Genomic DNA, 16,947 nt, shown 5'->3' with positions numbered 1-16,947 from the left:
AATACTCTTTTATAGTTTATAAATTAAAAAAATTATTGATATTTTTTCTTTCTGTAATAATTAAATAGAAAACCAAACAAAGTTAACATTACTAAAGGAAATATAATATTGATAAGCTGCCAAGTATTTTTTTCTGCAAAGGCTTTTTTCTTATCTAACATATGAATTTCAACGTTTTTATTTCTTAAATAAATTAAACCGTTGTCATCTAATAAGTAATCTATAGTATTTAACAAGAAATCTTTATTACCAAAACGTTCATTAGTCCATTTGTCTGTTGCTAAATCATAAGGTTGACCTTTAAATATTTGGTTTTTACCTATATCACCATCAGCAATCACTACCATTTTATTTGATTCAGATTTTGCGGTAAAATCCTTGTATTCAAAAGGTTTAGTTCTGTTTGCATAAGCTGAATTAAAATTACCTTCAATTAAAACCCCAAGAAGTAAATTACCACTAGAGAAATCTTGTTGTTGAGGATCATCAGCAATTGAAGAAAGACTTATGATTTTAGGAGTTCCTACCATTTTGGTTAAAACAGAACTTACCAAAAGAGGTGTTTTTGTCACGTCAGATTTTAGTGTATCTATTTGAGTAGTAAAACGAAGTCTAACTGGTAAAATGTTTTTAGTAATTGTATGATTTGGATTTGCTCCAACTAATGGATGATAATACCAATCTAAACTTTGAAATTGTGGTTGATTTCCAATATTACCAGTGGCTAAAGGGATTTTTGAAGCGTATAAGTCTTGTACAAGTTTATTGTTTACCCGAATTCCATAGCTAAATAATAAATCTGTTAAGCCTAAATCTCTTGGATAAGCAAGCATTTTACCTTGATTGTATAAACTATCGGTATCTGCCTGAACATTATCTATCATCCATAATGTTTTACCACCCTTCGTTATAAATTGATCTAATACTAATTTTTCTTCATCAGTAAATTTTTGAGTTGGCTTTGCAATAATAGCTAAATCAAATTTGGTTAAATCATTAATCGTTTTTTGTGGTGAAGAAGCTACAGAGTCTAAAGTAAACTTTCCTAATTTATATTTTTTACTCACTTCACTCAATAAGCTATACATTTCAATATCGTCTAACTCTCCATTACCACTTAAAACAGCTATTTTTTTTCGATTACTAGTTTTTACATTTACAATGGCGTTTGTAAAACCAAATTCTAAGCTAGCAATTGCATTTTGAAGTTGCTCTTCTTGTGTGTAGCTTAACGTATTTGGTAGTAATGAAACTATTTGAGTATTGTTTTTATATTCAATTTCTGCCCATGGAAAAATAATAGCTTCAGATAACTTTCCGTCTTCCTCTACAGTCAGCTGACTTGGAATCATTCCTTTTTTTATCAAACGTTCTCGAATATTATCTGGATTAATAAACTGAAAACGGATGTTGTTATTGTTGCTTTGTAATTCTTCTAAAAACTGACGCGTTTCTATTTGTAATCGTTGAAATTCAGCAGGGAAATCTCCTTGTAAGTATACTTTTATTAATAAAGGTTGATTAATATCAGAAATGTTATCAATAGCAATATCAGATAATGTATATCGTTGATCATTAGTAAGGTCAAATCTTTTAAAAACCTTTGAGGCTACACCATTAATAATAAATACTGCAATTATAATTCCAATAACTTGTTGTAATTTCTTTTTATTCATGATCAATTTTATTTTTAGTGATGAATAAAAAAGAAGCGCTTACACTTAAAAAGTAAATAATATCTCTGGTATCAAGTACACCTCTACTAATACTTTTAAAGTGTTCATTAATCCCCATAAGTTTTATCCAATAAGTATTGCTGCCAAGGAGTGCAGCAATTGCATCAAAACCATAAAACATAAAAAAGGTACAAAATACACTTACAATAAATGCAACAATTTGATTTTTAGATAATGTAGAAGCAAATAAACCAATACTTGTGTATGCAGCAGCTAAAAATATCAAACCAATATATGATCCTACTATTACTCCTATATCTATACTGCCAACAGGGTTGGCAAGTTTATAAATAGTATAAACGTATGTTAGGGTTGGTAGAATGGCAATAACTACTAAAAATAAAGCGGCTAAAAACTTACCTATAACTATTTGCCAATTTGTAATTGGTGTAGTTTTTAAAAGTTCAATAGTACCAGTATTGTATTCATCTGCAAAACTTTTCATGGTAATTGCAGGAATTAAGAATAAAAATAACCAAGGTGATACGTAAAAAAACGAATTTAAATCGGCAAACCCAGCATTTAAAATATTAAAGTTATCTTTTAATACCCATAAAAATAATCCGTTTATCAACAAAAAAACTCCAATAACTAAGTAAGCTATAGGAGATGCAAAAAATGCATTACATTCTTTTTTAAATACTGATACCATTTGTTTAATCTGTTGATTAAAAGTGTTTAATTAATAAAATTTTATCTCCAGATAATAGAATTTTATTTTCAGAGAAAGACATGTGATTTATATTTGTATCGATAGGTAATTCGAATTCTAATTCCCAAGTATTTCCAGAATCATTTGTAACATATAATTTATCATCAATGACGATGTACCAAGTATTTCTGTCTTTTATAGATAAATGTGTAACATTATCTTTAATAACTGTCCAGGTTACTGCAAAATCATTACTTTTTTGGACTTGTTTATTACCAACATGTAGTTGAATAAAAAAGTCAGTGTCTAACATGTTTACATTTCCAATGCTGTATGGGGTAGTTGTATTTTCTACTATTTCCCAATTAGAAACTCCATCAAGAGATTTTACAATTAAATTACTGTAAGGATTACTTGTTAAGTTAATACCTGCAGCATAAATATAACCATCACTAAGTTTGTTAGAAGCAAAGTATCTAAATTTATTTTCCATACCTAATGACCTCCATAAACTAGCAAAACCAGAAGTTTCTCCTTGATCATTAGTATATAAATGATCACCACAACAGTTAACTACAATACATGAATTTTCATCTAAGTACATAATTTTTGAATTTATAGCGTATGTATTGTCATGATCTGTAAAGTTTCCAAAAGCTTTAGAAGTTTGAAATCCATCTTTTGTAAAATAACCAGTACCAGCTGTAGCTGTAGCACCAATACTAGTATTATACATGATTAAGTCATCTTTATTACCTCCTGGAATATTTAAAGTTTCTGGAGTTTTATACCCTTCAGAACTAGTTTTTATTTTCATAACAGACCCATAATAAGCATTTCCTGTGGCAGTATTAGCTAGAAGTATAATATCATCAGAACCATTAAAAATAAAAGCTTTTTTTATATTTAATTCTGTATCAATTTTATACCAACCATTAGGTAAAATAAATAACTCTTTAGACTGACTGTTAAGATTACCAACTTTTACAGCGATTGTTTTTTCTTCAACACCCATTTGTTCGGTAATTCTTACGGTGACTTCAGTATCTGTAGTAGAGGTAACATCAAAACTATTACCATTAATGTACACAGAAGTTTGGTTATCTTGACTTTTAAGGTTTTTACCTGTAATAATTAAAGTCTCACCAACTTTAAGAAATTCGCTAGAAAGCGAATCTATTTCAGGTCTGGGGTCATTATCAGAAATAGTTTCTTCTTGTATTACATCACTTTTACTACATGATATTATTAAAATATTAAAAGCGAATAAGTATTTTAAAAATGTGATTTTTTTCATAGAATGTAAAATTATTATTTTTATTAATTGATATAATCTTATAGTAAACTTACAACTTTATCAACACTCCAAGCTAGAGGTTTGTCATTAAAATAAATTTTAGTGTTGGCCCAAATTCCTTTAAATAAATCGGAGTTTCTATAATTTTCTAAATCTTGTTCTGAATCCCAATAACTATAAGTGAAAAAAACGTTAGTATTGGCTTTGTCTCTGTACAACTCTAATAAACGACAGCCTTTAAAGTTTCGTATACTATTTTTTTGATTTTCAAAATTGCTTAAAAAGTTGTCTATTTTAGTTGGATCAAAACTTAACTTAACTATACGTACAAACATACTATTTAATTTAGGGGGGTGAATTCTGGTAATGGTTTGTTAATAAATTCTACAGTAATGGTATCTCTATAATCTAGTCCCAACAAAGAACTCGCACCACCTACAGTGTTTAAATTACTTCTGTATATGGCAATTTCTAAAAGTTCAGCAGAGTTGAAAAGAGCTAATCTACTACCATCAAAACCATAGTTTGTGTCAGAATCACCTGTTATTTCATTGTATTTGTTAAATATTTTAGTAAAAGTATAACCACGAGCAGTGACTATAAAATCTCTTCCTTTACCAATATCATTAAATACTTTTTTGCTAATATTACTTATAACATTCCCGTAGTTATCAATATAAATAACACCACCAGAAATAATTGTTTGAGCCTGGTTTACTTTAGGCTGAATTTCAATCATTTTTTTATAATCAGAAATTTCTCTACCAATTACATCTAAGGTACCACCTCTAGCGATAAAGCAAGCAACTTTTACAAACACATCTAATACAGGAAAACTGCTTTCTATCCTATCATGTATATTAATTTCAACAATTTTAGTTGGATTAATTGCAGAGGCAATCATTGATATTAATCCATTATCAGGACAGATAAAATAATGTTCATCTAACAATAAAGCAATATGTTTGTTGGTGTTACTAAGTTCAGAATCTACACCAATAATATGAATAGTACCTTTAGGAAAACTCTTGTATGAGTTTTTAATAATATAGGCAGTTTCTGTAATATTAAATGGTGAAATAAGATGAGTTATATCAACAATTTTAGCATCAGGAAGTTCGGTGTAAATAGCTCCTTTTACTGCTCCTGCAAAATGATCTTTTAATCCGAAATCGGTAGTTAAGGTTATAATTGGCATTAAAAATTGCTGTTAATTAATTTGTGAACAACTGCGCTAAAAATTCACACAAAACTAAACAATTCTATAAAATTTATCATTAAATTTAAAATGTAATATTTGCATTTACATAAAAACCTTAATCTAATTTAAAAGTAATACGTTTGAACGAAAGAATTATTGAATTAACAGAAATCAATCCTAATGATTTTTTTGGTGCTCAAAACAGCACTATTAGTCTATTAAAAACATACTTTCCAAAAATTAAAATTGTTGCAAGAGGAAATAAGCTTAAAATTTACGGAGAATCTGAAATTTTAGATGAATTTGAAATCCGTTTAGAACGACTTATTAGATATTTTAATAAATACAATAAGTTAGATGAAAACAGTATTGAGCGTATTTTAACATCAACTGGTAAAGAAGAAGAAAAATCTGGTAAAGCAGATGGTGCTTTGGTGCATGGTGTAAGTGGTAAAATAATAAAAGCGCAAACGGAAAACCAACGCAAAATGGTTTCATTAATGTTTGAAAACGATTTGTTATTTGCCGTAGGACCAGCAGGTACTGGTAAAACCTATACCGCAGTTGCTTTAGCAGTAAAAGCGCTAAAAGAGAAAGCTGTTAGAAGAATAATTTTAACAAGACCAGCTGTGGAGTCTGGAGAGAACTTAGGTTTTTTACCTGGAGATTTAAAAGAAAAATTAGACCCTTACATGCAACCACTGTACGATGCATTAAGAGATATGATTCCATCAGAAAAATTACAAGCTTTTTTAGAAAACGGTACCATTCAAATTGCGCCGTTAGCATTTATGAGAGGTAGAACGTTAGATAATGCTTTTGTTATTTTAGATGAAGCCCAAAATACAACACATGCTCAAATGAAAATGTTTTTAACGCGTATGGGTAAAAATGCAAAGTTTATAATTACGGGTGATCCTGGGCAAATAGATTTACCTCGTAAACAAGTTTCTGGTTTAAAAGAAGCATTGTTAGCGTTGAAAGATATTGAAGGTATAGCTCAAATTTATTTAGATGATAAAGATGTTATTCGACACAGATTAGTAAAACGAATTATTACAGCTTACAAAAGTATAGAAACAGAATAACAATGTTTAAAAACTTAAATTTTCAAGAGTTTTTATCTCTTGCTTACGTTATTCTGGTAATAGTTGGTATTATAAGCGAAAGTATTTTTTATGGAGTTTTAGGTATTCAATACATTCAACATACTTCAATATTAGATGCTTTACTATCACCATTTACATTAATTACTTCAGATTTAAGAATTTTTTTAATTGTTACAGTAATTATCTTTTGTTTTTACTTGTATATAGCTAAACTTTTACCTTGGATTTTTAAAAAGCTAAATAAACCCAAACCAATGGAAGAAGTAAAAAGTAAAAAAGTGTTGTATCCAGCAATGATATTTGCTACACTAATACTTTTTCCAAGTATGCGTATAGGTATGGCAATAAGTTATAGTGAAAAATTAGAAAGTAATAGCTTTAAAAATGATATTATAATTTGCTTTAAGAATAATGAAAAGATTAAAGTAAAAAAAATAGGTCAGAATAGTAGTTATATATTTTATGTACAAGAAGGTGAAAAAGTTGTTACAGTAACCCCTATTTCAGATAACATTAAGCAAATAAAAAGTATTCCAAAACACGATTAAAAAGAGTACATTTGCGGCAACAACACAACGCTAAATGAACACAATAAACGAAACAAATTTTAATTTTCCAGGTCAAAAAGACGTCTATAAAGGAAAAGTTAGAGAGGTGTACAATATTAATGATGAGGTATTGGTAATGATTGCTTCTGACAGGTTATCTGCCTTTGATGTAATTATGCCTCGTCAAATTCCTTATAAAGGACAAATTTTAAATCAAATAGCAACTAAAATGATGAATGATACAGCAGATATTGTTCCGAATTGGTTAGTTGCAAATCCCGATGAAAACGTAGCAGTTGGTCATTTATGTCAGCCTTTTAAAGTAGAAATGGTTATACGTGGATATTTATCAGGTCATGCTGCAAGAGAATATAAAGTAGGCAAAAGAACTCTTTGCGGAGTTTCAATGCCAGATGGGATGAAAGAAAATGATAAGTTTCCTACACCAATAATTACTCCATCAACAAAAGCAGATAACGGAGAACACGATGAAGATATTTCTCGTGAAGATATTTTAGCAAAAGGTATAGTTTCTGAAGAAGACTATGCTATACTTGAAGATTATACATATAAATTATTTGCTAGAGGAACTGAAATTGCTGCGAAAAGAGGATTAATTTTAGTAGATACTAAGTATGAGTTTGGAAAGACAAAAGACGGTAAAATTGTTTTAATTGATGAAATTCACACACCAGATTCTTCACGTTACTTTTATGCTGATGGATATGCTGAACGTCAAGAGAAAGGTGAAAAACAAAAACAGCTGTCTAAAGAATTTGTCCGTCAATGGTTAATAGAAAATGGTTTTCAGGGTAAAGAAGGGCAGAAAATACCTGTAATGACTGACGATAAAATAATTGAAATTTCTAATAGATATATCGAATTGTATGAACAAATTACAGGAGAGAAATTTGTTAAGGCTAATACAGAAAATATTTTACAAAGAATAGAAAATAACATAACTAACTACTTAAATAGTTAATATCAAGAGAAGCTTAACGCTTCTCTTTTTTTTGGAGTAAATTTGTGTTCCACAAATTAATATTACTCAAATAATAGTCAGACTTTTAAATTTACTTTTATAAATGCTTTCAAAAAAAGATATTCGTCCAGTTTTAAATTTAGATGCTACTTCAAAAACCGAAAGTTTTCAAAATAAAACTTTACGTCCAATTCTAAAGTTACAACACTCAATAATTTTATTGATGTTTAAAAATTGGTCAAATAAACATAAAATTAATCTATTCACTATCACGCCAGATAAGTTTACAGGTTTATTAGAAACATCATTTTCAAAAAATACAGCTGTAAAAAATCAACTGTTAGGAGTTGTAATAGGTCAATTTACATCAGATGAATATGTTATTTATGAAAAAGAAGCTTCAGAATATAACAAACGAATTTTTACCATGATAAAACAACGATTGGTAGATAGTTTAGAAGAGCTAAAGAGTCAAAACTAACATGAAAGCAGCTTCCATTAAAGTTTTAAAAGAAGAATTATCTCACAAAACCTCTAATGAATTATTGGAGTTGTGTTTATCGTTAGCTCGTTTCAAAAAAGAAAATAAAGAGTTGCTTACATATCTACTTTTTGAAGCCGCTAATGAAGATCAATACATTAAAGAAATTAAAGAAGAAATGGATGTTTTATTTTTAGAAATAAATACTAAAAGTTTTTTCTATATAAGAAAAAGTGTACGTAAAATTTTAACATCTATTAAAAAGTACATCCGTTATTCAAAAAAGAAAACAACCGAGGTTGAGCTTTTATTATATTTCTGCTTGAAACTTAAACAATTCAAACCATCTATCTCTAAAAGTTCTAGGCTTCAAAATATTTACGATACTCAAATGAGATTGGTTAAAAAAGCTATTGAAAAATTACACGAAGATTTGCAGTTTGATTATACTAGCATAATTGAAGAAATAGAAAGTACTTTTTAATACTGGTTTTTTTACTGATAAAAAATAGTTACATTTAATAATCAATTACATTCATTACTATGAGTAACTATCATATAAAACATTTAGAAGAATATTATCAGGTTTATAGAAAATCTGTAAGAAACCCTGAAGTTTTTTGGGAGGAAATTGCTGAAGAACATTTTTTATGGAGAAAAAAGTGGGATACTGTATTAAGTTGGGACTTTTCTAAACCTGAGGTTAAATGGTTTGAAGGAGCCCAATTAAATATAACGGAAAATTGTATTGATAGGCATTTGTATACTAGAGGCGACAAAACAGCAATTATTTTCGAACCAAACAATCCAAAAGAAGAGGCTTTACATATAACTTACAAACAGCTACATGAGCGAGTATGTAAATTTGCAAATGTACTTAAGCAGCAAGGTGTTTCTAAAGGAGATAGAGTTTGTGTTTATTTACCTATGATTCCCGAATTAGCTATTGCTGTTTTAGCTTGTGCAAGAATAGGAGCTATTCATTCCGTAGTCTTTGCAGGCTTTTCTTCTTCTGCATTAGCAACACGAATTAATGATGCCAGCTGTAAAATGGTTATTACAAGTGATGGTTCCTTCAGAGGTGCTAAAACTATAGATTTAAAAGGAATTGTAGATGAGGCTCTAAAAGAATGTGAATGTGTTGATACTGTTTTGGTGGTTAATAGAATTAATTCTGATATCCATATGGAATCTGGAAGGGATAAATGGTTAGCACCGCTATTAGAAAAGGCTTCAGGTAATTTTAAGCCTGAGATAATGAATGCTGAAGATCCATTATTTATTTTATATACATCAGGATCAACAGGTAAGCCTAAAGGAATGGTTCATACTACAGCAGGTTATATGGTTTATACCGCTTATACATTTAAGAATGTTTTTCAATACAGAGAACAAGATGTGTATTGGTGTACAGCAGACATTGGTTGGATTACAGGTCATAGTTATATAGTATATGGACCATTATGTAATGGTGCTACTACCGTAATGTTTGAAGGCGTGCCTAGTTACCCTGAGTTTGATAGGTTTTGGGAAATAGTAGAAAAACATAAAGTAAATCAGTTTTATACAGCACCAACTGCTATTAGAGCATTAGCTAAAGAAGGTGTTACTCATTTAGAGAAACATGATTTATCATCATTAAAAGTGTTAGGAACTGTTGGAGAACCCATCAATGAAGAAGCATGGCATTGGTATGATGATAATGTTGGAAAAAGAAAAGCACCGATAGTGGATACTTGGTGGCAAACAGAAACAGGAGGTATAATGATTACTCCAATCGCTTTTGCAACTCCTACAAAACCAACCTATGCAACCCTTCCTTTTATTGGAATACAACCCGCTTTAATTTGTGAAAACGGAAAAGAAATTAAAGGTAATCAAGTAGATGGTCGTTTGTGTATTAAGTTTCCTTGGCCAAGTATGGCAAGAACCATTTGGGGAAATCATGAAAGGTATAGAGATACGTATTTTTCAGCATATAAAAATATGTACTTTACTGGCGATGGTGCTTTACGTGATGAGGTAGGCTATTATAGAATTACAGGAAGGGTAGATGATGTTATAATTGTATCTGGTCATAATTTAGGAACGGCACCTATTGAAGATGCTATTAATGAGCATCCTGCAGTTGCAGAGAGCGCAATTGTTGGTGTTCCGCATGATGTAAAAGGAAATGCTCTTTTTGGATTTGTAACCTTAAAAGAAACAGGAGAAGGTAGAAATCAAGATAATTTACGAAAAGAGATCAATCAATTAATTACAGAACAAATTGGGCCTATTGCTAAGTTAGATACTATTCAATTTACAAATGGACTACCTAAAACAAGATCAGGCAAAATTATGAGAAGAATTTTAAGAAAAATAGCGTCTAACGATGTTTCTAATCTTGGCGATATTAGTACACTATTAAATCCAGAAGTTGTTGAAGAGATAATTAAGAGTGTACAATTTAAATAATTGCACAAATCATTATTTTAAAGCAGTTAATTTCTGCGAAAGTTCGCTAAACAGCGAACTTTTTCTTTTTTATTTATTGATAATTTGATAATTTTTTTAAAAATATAATACGAAATCGTTTTCTTAACTTAGTATTTTTAGGAATTTGTTAATTTTTAGTAGTTTTTTTACTAATAAGCGTGTTTTATTTAATAAAAAATGAATTTATATTAAATTTGAAGCACAAACAAAACCACAACAACTATACAATGAATATTAAAAAAGTATTAGTAGCAAACCGAGGAGAAATAGCTATTAGAGTTTTTCGAGCATGTGTTGAAATAGGGATAAAAACAGTTGGAATATATACATATGAAGACAGGTATTCTCTTCACAGATATAAAGCTGATGAATGTTATCAAATTGGTGAAGATAACGAACCGTTAAAACCTTATTTAGATATTGACGCTATTATAAAGGTTGCTCTAGAAAATGATGTAGATGCAATTCACCCTGGATATGGGTTTTTATCTGAAAATGCTGAATTTGCTCAAAAGTGTGAGGATAACGGTATTATTTTCGTAGGTCCCAAAGTATCAGTATTAAAAGCTTTAGGAGATAAAATTACAGCAAAAGAAGTAGCAGTAGCTAATAACGTACCTATTATAAGAAGTAGCGATAAAGATTTAACATCTATTCAAATAGCCTTAAGTGAGGCTGATAAAATAGGTTATCCTGTTATGTTAAAAGCAGCTTCTGGAGGAGGAGGTAGAGGAATGCGTGTGATACGAGATGCAAACGCTTTGAAAAAAGCCTACCCAGAAGCTCAAAGAGAAGCATTGAATGCATTTGGAGACGATACCGTATTTTTAGAAAAGTTTGTAGAAAACCCAAAGCATATAGAAATTCAAATAGTTGCTGATACTCACGGCAACATGGTTCATTTATTTGAAAGAGATTGTTCGGTACAAAGAAGATATCAAAAAGTAATAGAAATAGCTCCATCTTATGGTTTACCACAAGAAATAAAAGACAATTTATATAAATATGCATTAGATATTTGTGGAGCTGTTAATTACAATAACATAGGTACTGTAGAGTTTTTAGTTGATGAAGATAATAGTATTTACTTTATTGAAGTAAATCCAAGAATTCAGGTAGAACATACGGTAACAGAAATGGTTACTAATATTGATTTGGTTAAAACTCAATTATTCATTGCCGGAGGTTATAAGTTATCAGATACGCAAATAAAAATACCAAGTCAAGATGCTATTGAGGTTAACGGGTATGCATTACAATGTAGAATTACTACAGAAGATCCGGCTAATGATTTTAAACCAGATTACGGAACAGTAACTACTTATAGAAGCGCATCTGGTTTTGGAATACGTTTAGATGCTGGTAGTATATATCAGGGTGTAAAAATATCTCCGTTTTTTGATTCTATGTTAGTAAAAGCATCAGCTAGAAGTAGAACTTTAGATGGTGCCTGTAGAAAAATGTTACGAGCTTTGGTAGAGTTTAGAGTTCGAGGAGTTAAAACTAATATAGCCTTTTTAAGAAATATATTAAATCATCAAACATTTAGAAACGGAGCTGTAACGGTAAACTTTATAAAAAATGAACCAAGTTTATTTGAGTTTAGTGAACCAAAAAACAGAGCAAATAAATTAATTAACTTTTTGGGTGAAGTAGTGGTTAATGGTAATCCAGATGTAAAAAAGGTGAATCCTAGTCATCAATTTACTCAACCTAAAGTGCCTGTGTTTTCTAAAAAAGATCCATATCCAAAAGGAACAAAAGATATTTTAACAGAGTTAGGGCCAGAAAAATTTGCTGAGTGGTTAAAAAATGAAAAGAAAATTCATTTTACAGACACAACTATGCGTGATGCGCACCAAAGTTTATTAGCGACAAGAATGCGTACAACTGATATGTTAAAGGTTGCTGAAGGCTATGCTAAAAACTTTCCTGATATTTTTAGTATGGAAGTGTGGGGAGGAGCTACCTTTGATGTTTGTTTACGTTTTTTACAAGAAAATCCATGGGAACGATTAGCTTTACTTCGTAAAGCAATGCCAAATGTATTATTACAAATGTTAATTAGAGGTTCTAATGGAGTAGGATATACTGCTTATCCAGATAATTTAATTGAAAAGTTTGTAGAGAAATCATGGGAAACAGGTGTGGATGTTTTTAGAATTTTTGATTCTTTAAACTGGATGAAATCAATTGAGCCGTGTATTAAACATGTTAGAAATAAAACGAAAGGTTTAGCAGAAGCCTCTATTTGTTATACAGGAGATATTTTAAATCCAAGTAAAACTAAATACAATTTAAAATACTACATACAATTAGCAAAAGACATAGAAAATGCTGGTGCACATATTTTAGGAGTGAAAGATATGGCAGGTTTACTAAAACCTCAAGCGGCTTTTGAATTAATATCTGCATTAAAATCAGAAATTAATATTCCTATTCACTTGCATACACATGATACATCATCAATTCAATCGGCATCATATTTAAAAGCTATTGAGGCAGGAGTAGATGTTGTAGATGTTGCTTTGGGCGGATTATCAGGTTTAACATCTCAGCCTAATTTTAACTCTATGGTAGAGATGTTACGTTTTAATGAACGTGAAAATAAACTCGATACCCAAAAATTAGCAGAATATTCTAATTACTGGGAAGCAGTTAGAGGTTATTATTATCCGTTTGAATCTGGATTAAAATCGGGAACAGGTGAAGTTTATGAACATGAAATTCCAGGAGGTCAATATTCAAATTTAAAAGGGCAGGCCATTGCGCTTGGGTTAGAAGATAAATTTACCGATGTTACAAAAATGTATGGAGAGGTGAATAAAATGTTTGGTGACATTATTAAAGTAACTCCAAGTTCCAAGGTAGTCGGAGATATGGCTCAGTACATGATTAGTAATAACTTAACGGTTACCGATGTTATGGAACGAGGAGAAACAATATCATTTCCACAATCTGTAATTAGTTTCTTTAAAGGAGATTTAGGGCAGCCAGTTGGAGGTTTTCCTGAAAAACTTCAAAAAATAATTCTTAAAAACGAGCAACCATATACAGATAGACCAAATGCACATTTAGCACCTATAGATTTTGAAAAAGAATTTAACGAGTTTAAAAAAGAATTTTCAAAAGGAATGGGCAGAGACTTGGAAATAACTGATTTTTTATCGTATAAATTATATCCTAAAGTGTTTGTAGAAGCGTATAACAAACATTTAAAATTTGGTAACGTAATGAATATTCCAACCAAAAACTTTTTCTTTGGAATGGAAGTAGGTGAGGAGATTATGGTGGATATAGAGCCAGGAAAGAGAGTATTGGTTTCGTTAATTCAGAAAACAGCACCAGATGAAAATGGTAATGTAAATGTTTTCTTCAAAATTAATGGACAAATGAGAAACGTTCTAATTAAGGACAATTCTATTAAAGTTGATAAAGTTGAAAATTTAAAAGCTGATATTGCATCAGAAAAACAAATCGGAGCACCATTACAAGGTTTATTATCATCTGTATTGGTAAAAGCAGGCGATGAGGTAAAAGAAAATCAGCCTTTGTTTATTATAGAAGCCATGAAAATGGAAACTACTGTAACAGCTGTTGCTGCTGGAGTTATTGATAAAGTTCAGCTGCAAGGAGGAACATTGGTAGATACAAACGATTTAGTTATTCAATTGAAATAGAATAAAAGATAAGTTTTTTGAAAAACACTGAAAAAAACTTATTTTCGCATCCTTAAAAAACAAGTAACGTAATTATGGTGAAAGATTTATTTGATAGAATAAAAGGAGATAAAGGACCTTTAGGTAAATGGGCAGACAAAGCAGAAGGCTATTATGTTTTTCCTAAATTAGAAGGACCTATTTCCAACAGAATGATGTTTAACGGTAAACCTGTAGTTACGTGGAGTATTAATGATTATTTAGGGTTAGCAAATCATCCTGAGGTGTTAAAGGTAGATGGAGAATCTGCAGCACAAGATGGTATGGCGTATCCTATGGGAGCTCGTATGATGTCTGGTCATACAAAATATCATGAGCAATTAGAGCGTGAATGTGCAGAATTTGTGCATAAAGAAGCAGCCTATTTAGTAAACTTTGGTTATCAAGGTATGGTATCTGCTATAGATGCTTTAGTTTCTAAAGATGATATTATTGTTTATGATGTAGACACACATGCATGTATCATTGATGGTGTTCGTTTACATGCTGGTAAGCGTTTTGTATATCGCCATAACGATATTGAAAGTTGTGAAAAAAACCTACAACGTGCTACCAAAATGGCAGAAAAAACAGGAGGAGGTATCTTACTAGTTTCTGAAGGTGTATTTGGTATGCGTGGTGAGCAAGGTCGTTTAAAAGAAATTGTAGCCTTAAAAGAAAAATACAACTTCCGTTTATTAGTAGATGATGCACATGGTTTCGGAACCTTAGGTGAAGGTGGAAGAGGAACAGGTTTTGAACAGGGTGTTCAAGATGGTATTGATGTGTATTTTGCTACTTTTGCTAAGTCAATGGCAGGGATTGGAGCATTTTTTGCAGGAGATAAAGATGTTGTTCAGTATTTACAATACAACATGCGTTCTCAAATGTTTGCAAAGTCATTACCAATGCCAATGGTAAAAGGTGCATTAAAACGTTTAGACATGATACGTACCATGCCTGAATTAAAAGATAAGCTTTGGGAAATAACCAATGCCTTACAATCTGGTTTAAGAGAAGCAGGTTTTGATTTAGGTACAACTCAAACATGTATTACGCCAGTATATTTAAAAGGAGAAATACCAGAAGCTATGGCAATGGTACAAGATCTTAGAGAGAATCATGGTGTTTTTTGTTCTATAGTTGTTTATCCTGTTATACCCAAAGGGTTAATTATATTAAGATTAATTCCAACTGCTAGACATACAATGGATGATGTTACAGAAACAATTGAAGCATTTACAGCCATTAGAGAAAAATTAGAAAACGGCACTTACAAAAAAATGGCAGAGGCCATTATGGAAGCCTAAAAATATAAAGCTCGTGATTTTTATCACGAGTTTTTTTATTTTAATCATTATTATTAATTTCCCTCAATGATTAAGAAAGTACTTTATATATTAATACTGATACCTACAATTGCTATCTCTCAGATTAAAGATAGTATCCCAAATTTTACAGATGAATATTTTTTAGTAAAAGGTGCTGATTCTATAATGATAGAGCTAGATGAAGTAACAGTTTTGCCTAAACATAAATTTCAATCAAGAACCGATATGAATTACTATTATTGGTTTAGAAAAAAAGTATTCAAAGCATATCCATATGCTGTATTAGCATCAAATAGGTTAGATAGTCTTAATTCAAGATTAAGTAAGATTAAAAGTAAGAGAAAAAAAAAGAAGTACGTTCGTAGAGTTCAAAAGTATGTAGAAGATGAATTGTCAGAACAAATTAAAAAAATGACAAGAACAGAAGGACGTATTTTAATCAAGTTGATACATCGTCAAACTGGCAAAACAGTTTTTGAAAATATAAAAGAATTACGAAGCGGTTGGAAAGCTTTTTGGTATAATACAACGGCTAATGTTTTTAAACTTTCATTAAAATCAGAATATTCTCCAGCTTCTGTTAATGAAGATTATTTAATAGAAGACATTCTCCAGCGCGCATTCATAGATCAAGCTTTAGAGTCACAACCTTCAAAATTAGAAATTGATAGTTATGGTTTAATAGTGTCTAAAAGAGGTTTTGTAGATGTAAGTTATTATAAGACTATGTTTTCAAAGCTTAGGAAGAGGCGAGTAGTTGATAAGAAGAAGGGTGGTTAATATAGTTTACTAAATAGGTTAGCTAGGTCTTAGGAAGGATAGATGTATATAATAGGATAGAATAAACTACTTACAGATATTAATTTTTACATTAAGTACCTATATACTTTAAAAGTTGTGTTAATTAAAAAGCTATTAGTATCGGTATAATTTAGTTCTTGTAGAGTAATAATCTATGTAAAATCACCTTGTATTTATTAAGTTGTAAAAAAACTTTATTATGTAAAGTACTGTTTAGTAGGTGGTTGTTGATTGTTTCAGAAAAAGATTAAGAAAAGGTGTTGTTATATTAAAAAGAGGTTGTATATTTGCACCCGCAAACGGGGAAACGCAATAGCAAAAACGTTTGAAAGTTCATTAACAGATTGTAAAAATAGCTTTAGGGTAAGGTTAAAAAATACTTTATTTTTTTCTTGTTTAGAATAAAATAAAGCTAGTATATTTGCAGTCCGTTTTTGGGACGGTTGTTCATTAAAATAGTGTGGAGTTAGGTTTGAGAGCTTAAGAAAAAAAAGGGATAAATATTAAAATAATATTTGTCAGATTAAATTAAGTTTCTATCTTTGCATCCGCTTAAACGGAGCGGTTACGAAATAAAAATCTTGGAGTGTTTGAGAGAGCATCTAGTTCGATTCTAGAATTTTTACAAGAGGA

Annotated in this window: 14 protein-coding genes; 9 read left to right on the top strand and 5 right to left on the bottom strand. The window is 30.3% G+C overall.

Annotated features, from left to right (window positions below):
• Positions 1 to 32: 32 nt before the first annotated feature.
• From gldG to ACFQ1U_RS09975, 5 genes are read right to left on the bottom strand one after another with little or no spacing between them, the layout of a single operon-like run.
• Entirely contained in the window at positions 33 to 1,676 is a 1,644-nt protein-coding gene (gene gldG, locus ACFQ1U_RS09995; RefSeq protein ID WP_386107894.1) for a gliding motility-associated ABC transporter substrate-binding protein GldG, read from the bottom strand.
• Positions 1,669 to 2,388: a gliding motility-associated ABC transporter permease subunit GldF gene (gldF, locus tag ACFQ1U_RS09990; RefSeq protein WP_386107892.1), complete on the bottom strand. Its 720-nt coding sequence runs from the start codon at positions 2,386 to 2,388 to the stop codon at positions 1,669 to 1,671. Before gldF ends, gldG begins: the two co-directional genes overlap by 8 nt.
• Before the next feature lie 16 nt (positions 2,389 to 2,404).
• Entirely contained in the window at positions 2,405 to 3,685 is a 1,281-nt protein-coding gene (locus ACFQ1U_RS09985; RefSeq protein WP_386107890.1) for an IPT/TIG domain-containing protein, read from the bottom strand.
• Between the two features lie 38 nt (positions 3,686 to 3,723).
• Entirely contained in the window at positions 3,724 to 4,020 is a 297-nt protein-coding gene (locus tag ACFQ1U_RS09980; RefSeq protein WP_386107888.1) for a putative quinol monooxygenase, read from the bottom strand.
• A gap of 5 nt (positions 4,021 to 4,025) precedes the next feature.
• Positions 4,026 to 4,883, bottom strand: coding sequence for an SAM hydrolase/SAM-dependent halogenase family protein (locus tag ACFQ1U_RS09975; protein WP_386107886.1), 858 nt, complete (start codon positions 4,881 to 4,883; stop codon positions 4,026 to 4,028).
• Positions 4,884 to 5,026: 143 nt separating this feature from the next.
• On the opposite strand from ACFQ1U_RS09975, the gene ACFQ1U_RS09970 reads away from it, so the two are divergent.
• From ACFQ1U_RS09970 to ACFQ1U_RS09930, 9 genes are all read left to right on the top strand, one after another.
• Positions 5,027 to 5,974, top strand: coding sequence for a PhoH family protein (locus tag ACFQ1U_RS09970; protein ID WP_386107884.1), 948 nt, complete (start codon positions 5,027 to 5,029; stop codon positions 5,972 to 5,974).
• A gap of 2 nt (positions 5,975 to 5,976) precedes the next feature.
• Entirely contained in the window at positions 5,977 to 6,543 is a 567-nt protein-coding gene (locus ACFQ1U_RS09965; RefSeq protein WP_386107882.1) for a hypothetical protein, read from the top strand.
• 34 nt (positions 6,544 to 6,577) lie between these two features.
• Positions 6,578 to 7,525 (top strand): phosphoribosylaminoimidazolesuccinocarboxamide synthase, encoded by a 948-nt coding sequence (locus ACFQ1U_RS09960; RefSeq protein WP_386107880.1) that lies wholly within the window; start codon positions 6,578 to 6,580, stop codon positions 7,523 to 7,525.
• 103 nt (positions 7,526 to 7,628) lie between these two features.
• A complete protein-coding gene (locus ACFQ1U_RS09955; protein ID WP_386107879.1) occupies positions 7,629 to 8,006 on the top strand; it encodes a glyoxalase in 378 nt (125 codons plus the stop codon).
• 1 nt (position 8,007) lies between these two features.
• Positions 8,008 to 8,490, top strand: coding sequence for a hypothetical protein (locus tag ACFQ1U_RS09950; protein WP_386107877.1), 483 nt, complete (start codon positions 8,008 to 8,010; stop codon positions 8,488 to 8,490).
• A gap of 59 nt (positions 8,491 to 8,549) precedes the next feature.
• On the top strand, positions 8,550 to 10,463 hold the full coding sequence (gene acs, locus ACFQ1U_RS09945) for an acetate--CoA ligase (RefSeq protein WP_386107875.1): 1,914 nt from the start codon (positions 8,550 to 8,552) through the stop codon (positions 10,461 to 10,463).
• Positions 10,464 to 10,711: 248 nt separating this feature from the next.
• Entirely contained in the window at positions 10,712 to 14,164 is a 3,453-nt protein-coding gene (locus ACFQ1U_RS09940) for a pyruvate carboxylase (RefSeq protein WP_386107873.1), read from the top strand.
• Positions 14,165 to 14,241: 77 nt separating this feature from the next.
• Positions 14,242 to 15,492, top strand: a complete 1,251-nt coding sequence (locus ACFQ1U_RS09935; protein WP_386107951.1) for an aminotransferase class I/II-fold pyridoxal phosphate-dependent enzyme — start codon at positions 14,242 to 14,244, stop codon at positions 15,490 to 15,492.
• A 66-nt stretch (positions 15,493 to 15,558) separates the two neighbouring features.
• Positions 15,559 to 16,293: a DUF4294 domain-containing protein gene (locus ACFQ1U_RS09930; protein WP_386107871.1), complete on the top strand. Its 735-nt coding sequence runs from the start codon at positions 15,559 to 15,561 to the stop codon at positions 16,291 to 16,293.
• The last annotated feature ends 654 nt before the right edge of the window (positions 16,294 to 16,947 follow it).

The organism is Tenacibaculum geojense (genome assembly GCF_042676005.1).
In the GTDB taxonomy this organism is placed as follows: domain Bacteria; phylum Bacteroidota; class Bacteroidia; order Flavobacteriales; family Flavobacteriaceae; genus Polaribacter; species Polaribacter geojense.
The sequence above is the reverse complement of the archived record's forward strand: the minus strand, read 5'-3'. Positions and strand labels throughout refer to the sequence as shown.

Bases quoted from the DNA above. Each gene is read 5' to 3' on its own strand.
- acs (WP_386107875.1), top strand. From the start codon at position 8,550: ATGAGTAACTATCATATAAAACATTTAGAAGAATATTATCAGGTTTAT.
- ACFQ1U_RS09955 (WP_386107879.1), top strand. From the start codon at position 7,629: ATGCTTTCAAAAAAAGATATTCGTCCAGTTTTAAATTTAGATGCTACT.
- ACFQ1U_RS09965 (WP_386107882.1), top strand. From the start codon at position 5,977: ATGTTTAAAAACTTAAATTTTCAAGAGTTTTTATCTCTTGCTTACGTT.
- ACFQ1U_RS09985 (WP_386107890.1), bottom strand. From the start codon at position 3,685: ATGAAAAAAATCACATTTTTAAAATACTTATTCGCTTTTAATATTTTA.
- ACFQ1U_RS09960 (WP_386107880.1), top strand. From the start codon at position 6,578: ATGAACACAATAAACGAAACAAATTTTAATTTTCCAGGTCAAAAAGAC.
- ACFQ1U_RS09930 (WP_386107871.1), top strand. From the start codon at position 15,559: ATGATTAAGAAAGTACTTTATATATTAATACTGATACCTACAATTGCT.
- ACFQ1U_RS09975 (WP_386107886.1), bottom strand. From the start codon at position 4,883: ATGCCAATTATAACCTTAACTACCGATTTCGGATTAAAAGATCATTTT.
- ACFQ1U_RS09950 (WP_386107877.1), top strand. From the start codon at position 8,008: ATGAAAGCAGCTTCCATTAAAGTTTTAAAAGAAGAATTATCTCACAAA.
- gldF (WP_386107892.1), bottom strand. From the start codon at position 2,388: ATGGTATCAGTATTTAAAAAAGAATGTAATGCATTTTTTGCATCTCCT.
- gldG (WP_386107894.1), bottom strand. From the start codon at position 1,676: ATGAATAAAAAGAAATTACAACAAGTTATTGGAATTATAATTGCAGTA.
- ACFQ1U_RS09980 (WP_386107888.1), bottom strand. From the start codon at position 4,020: ATGTTTGTACGTATAGTTAAGTTAAGTTTTGATCCAACTAAAATAGAC.
- ACFQ1U_RS09940 (WP_386107873.1), top strand. From the start codon at position 10,712: ATGAATATTAAAAAAGTATTAGTAGCAAACCGAGGAGAAATAGCTATT.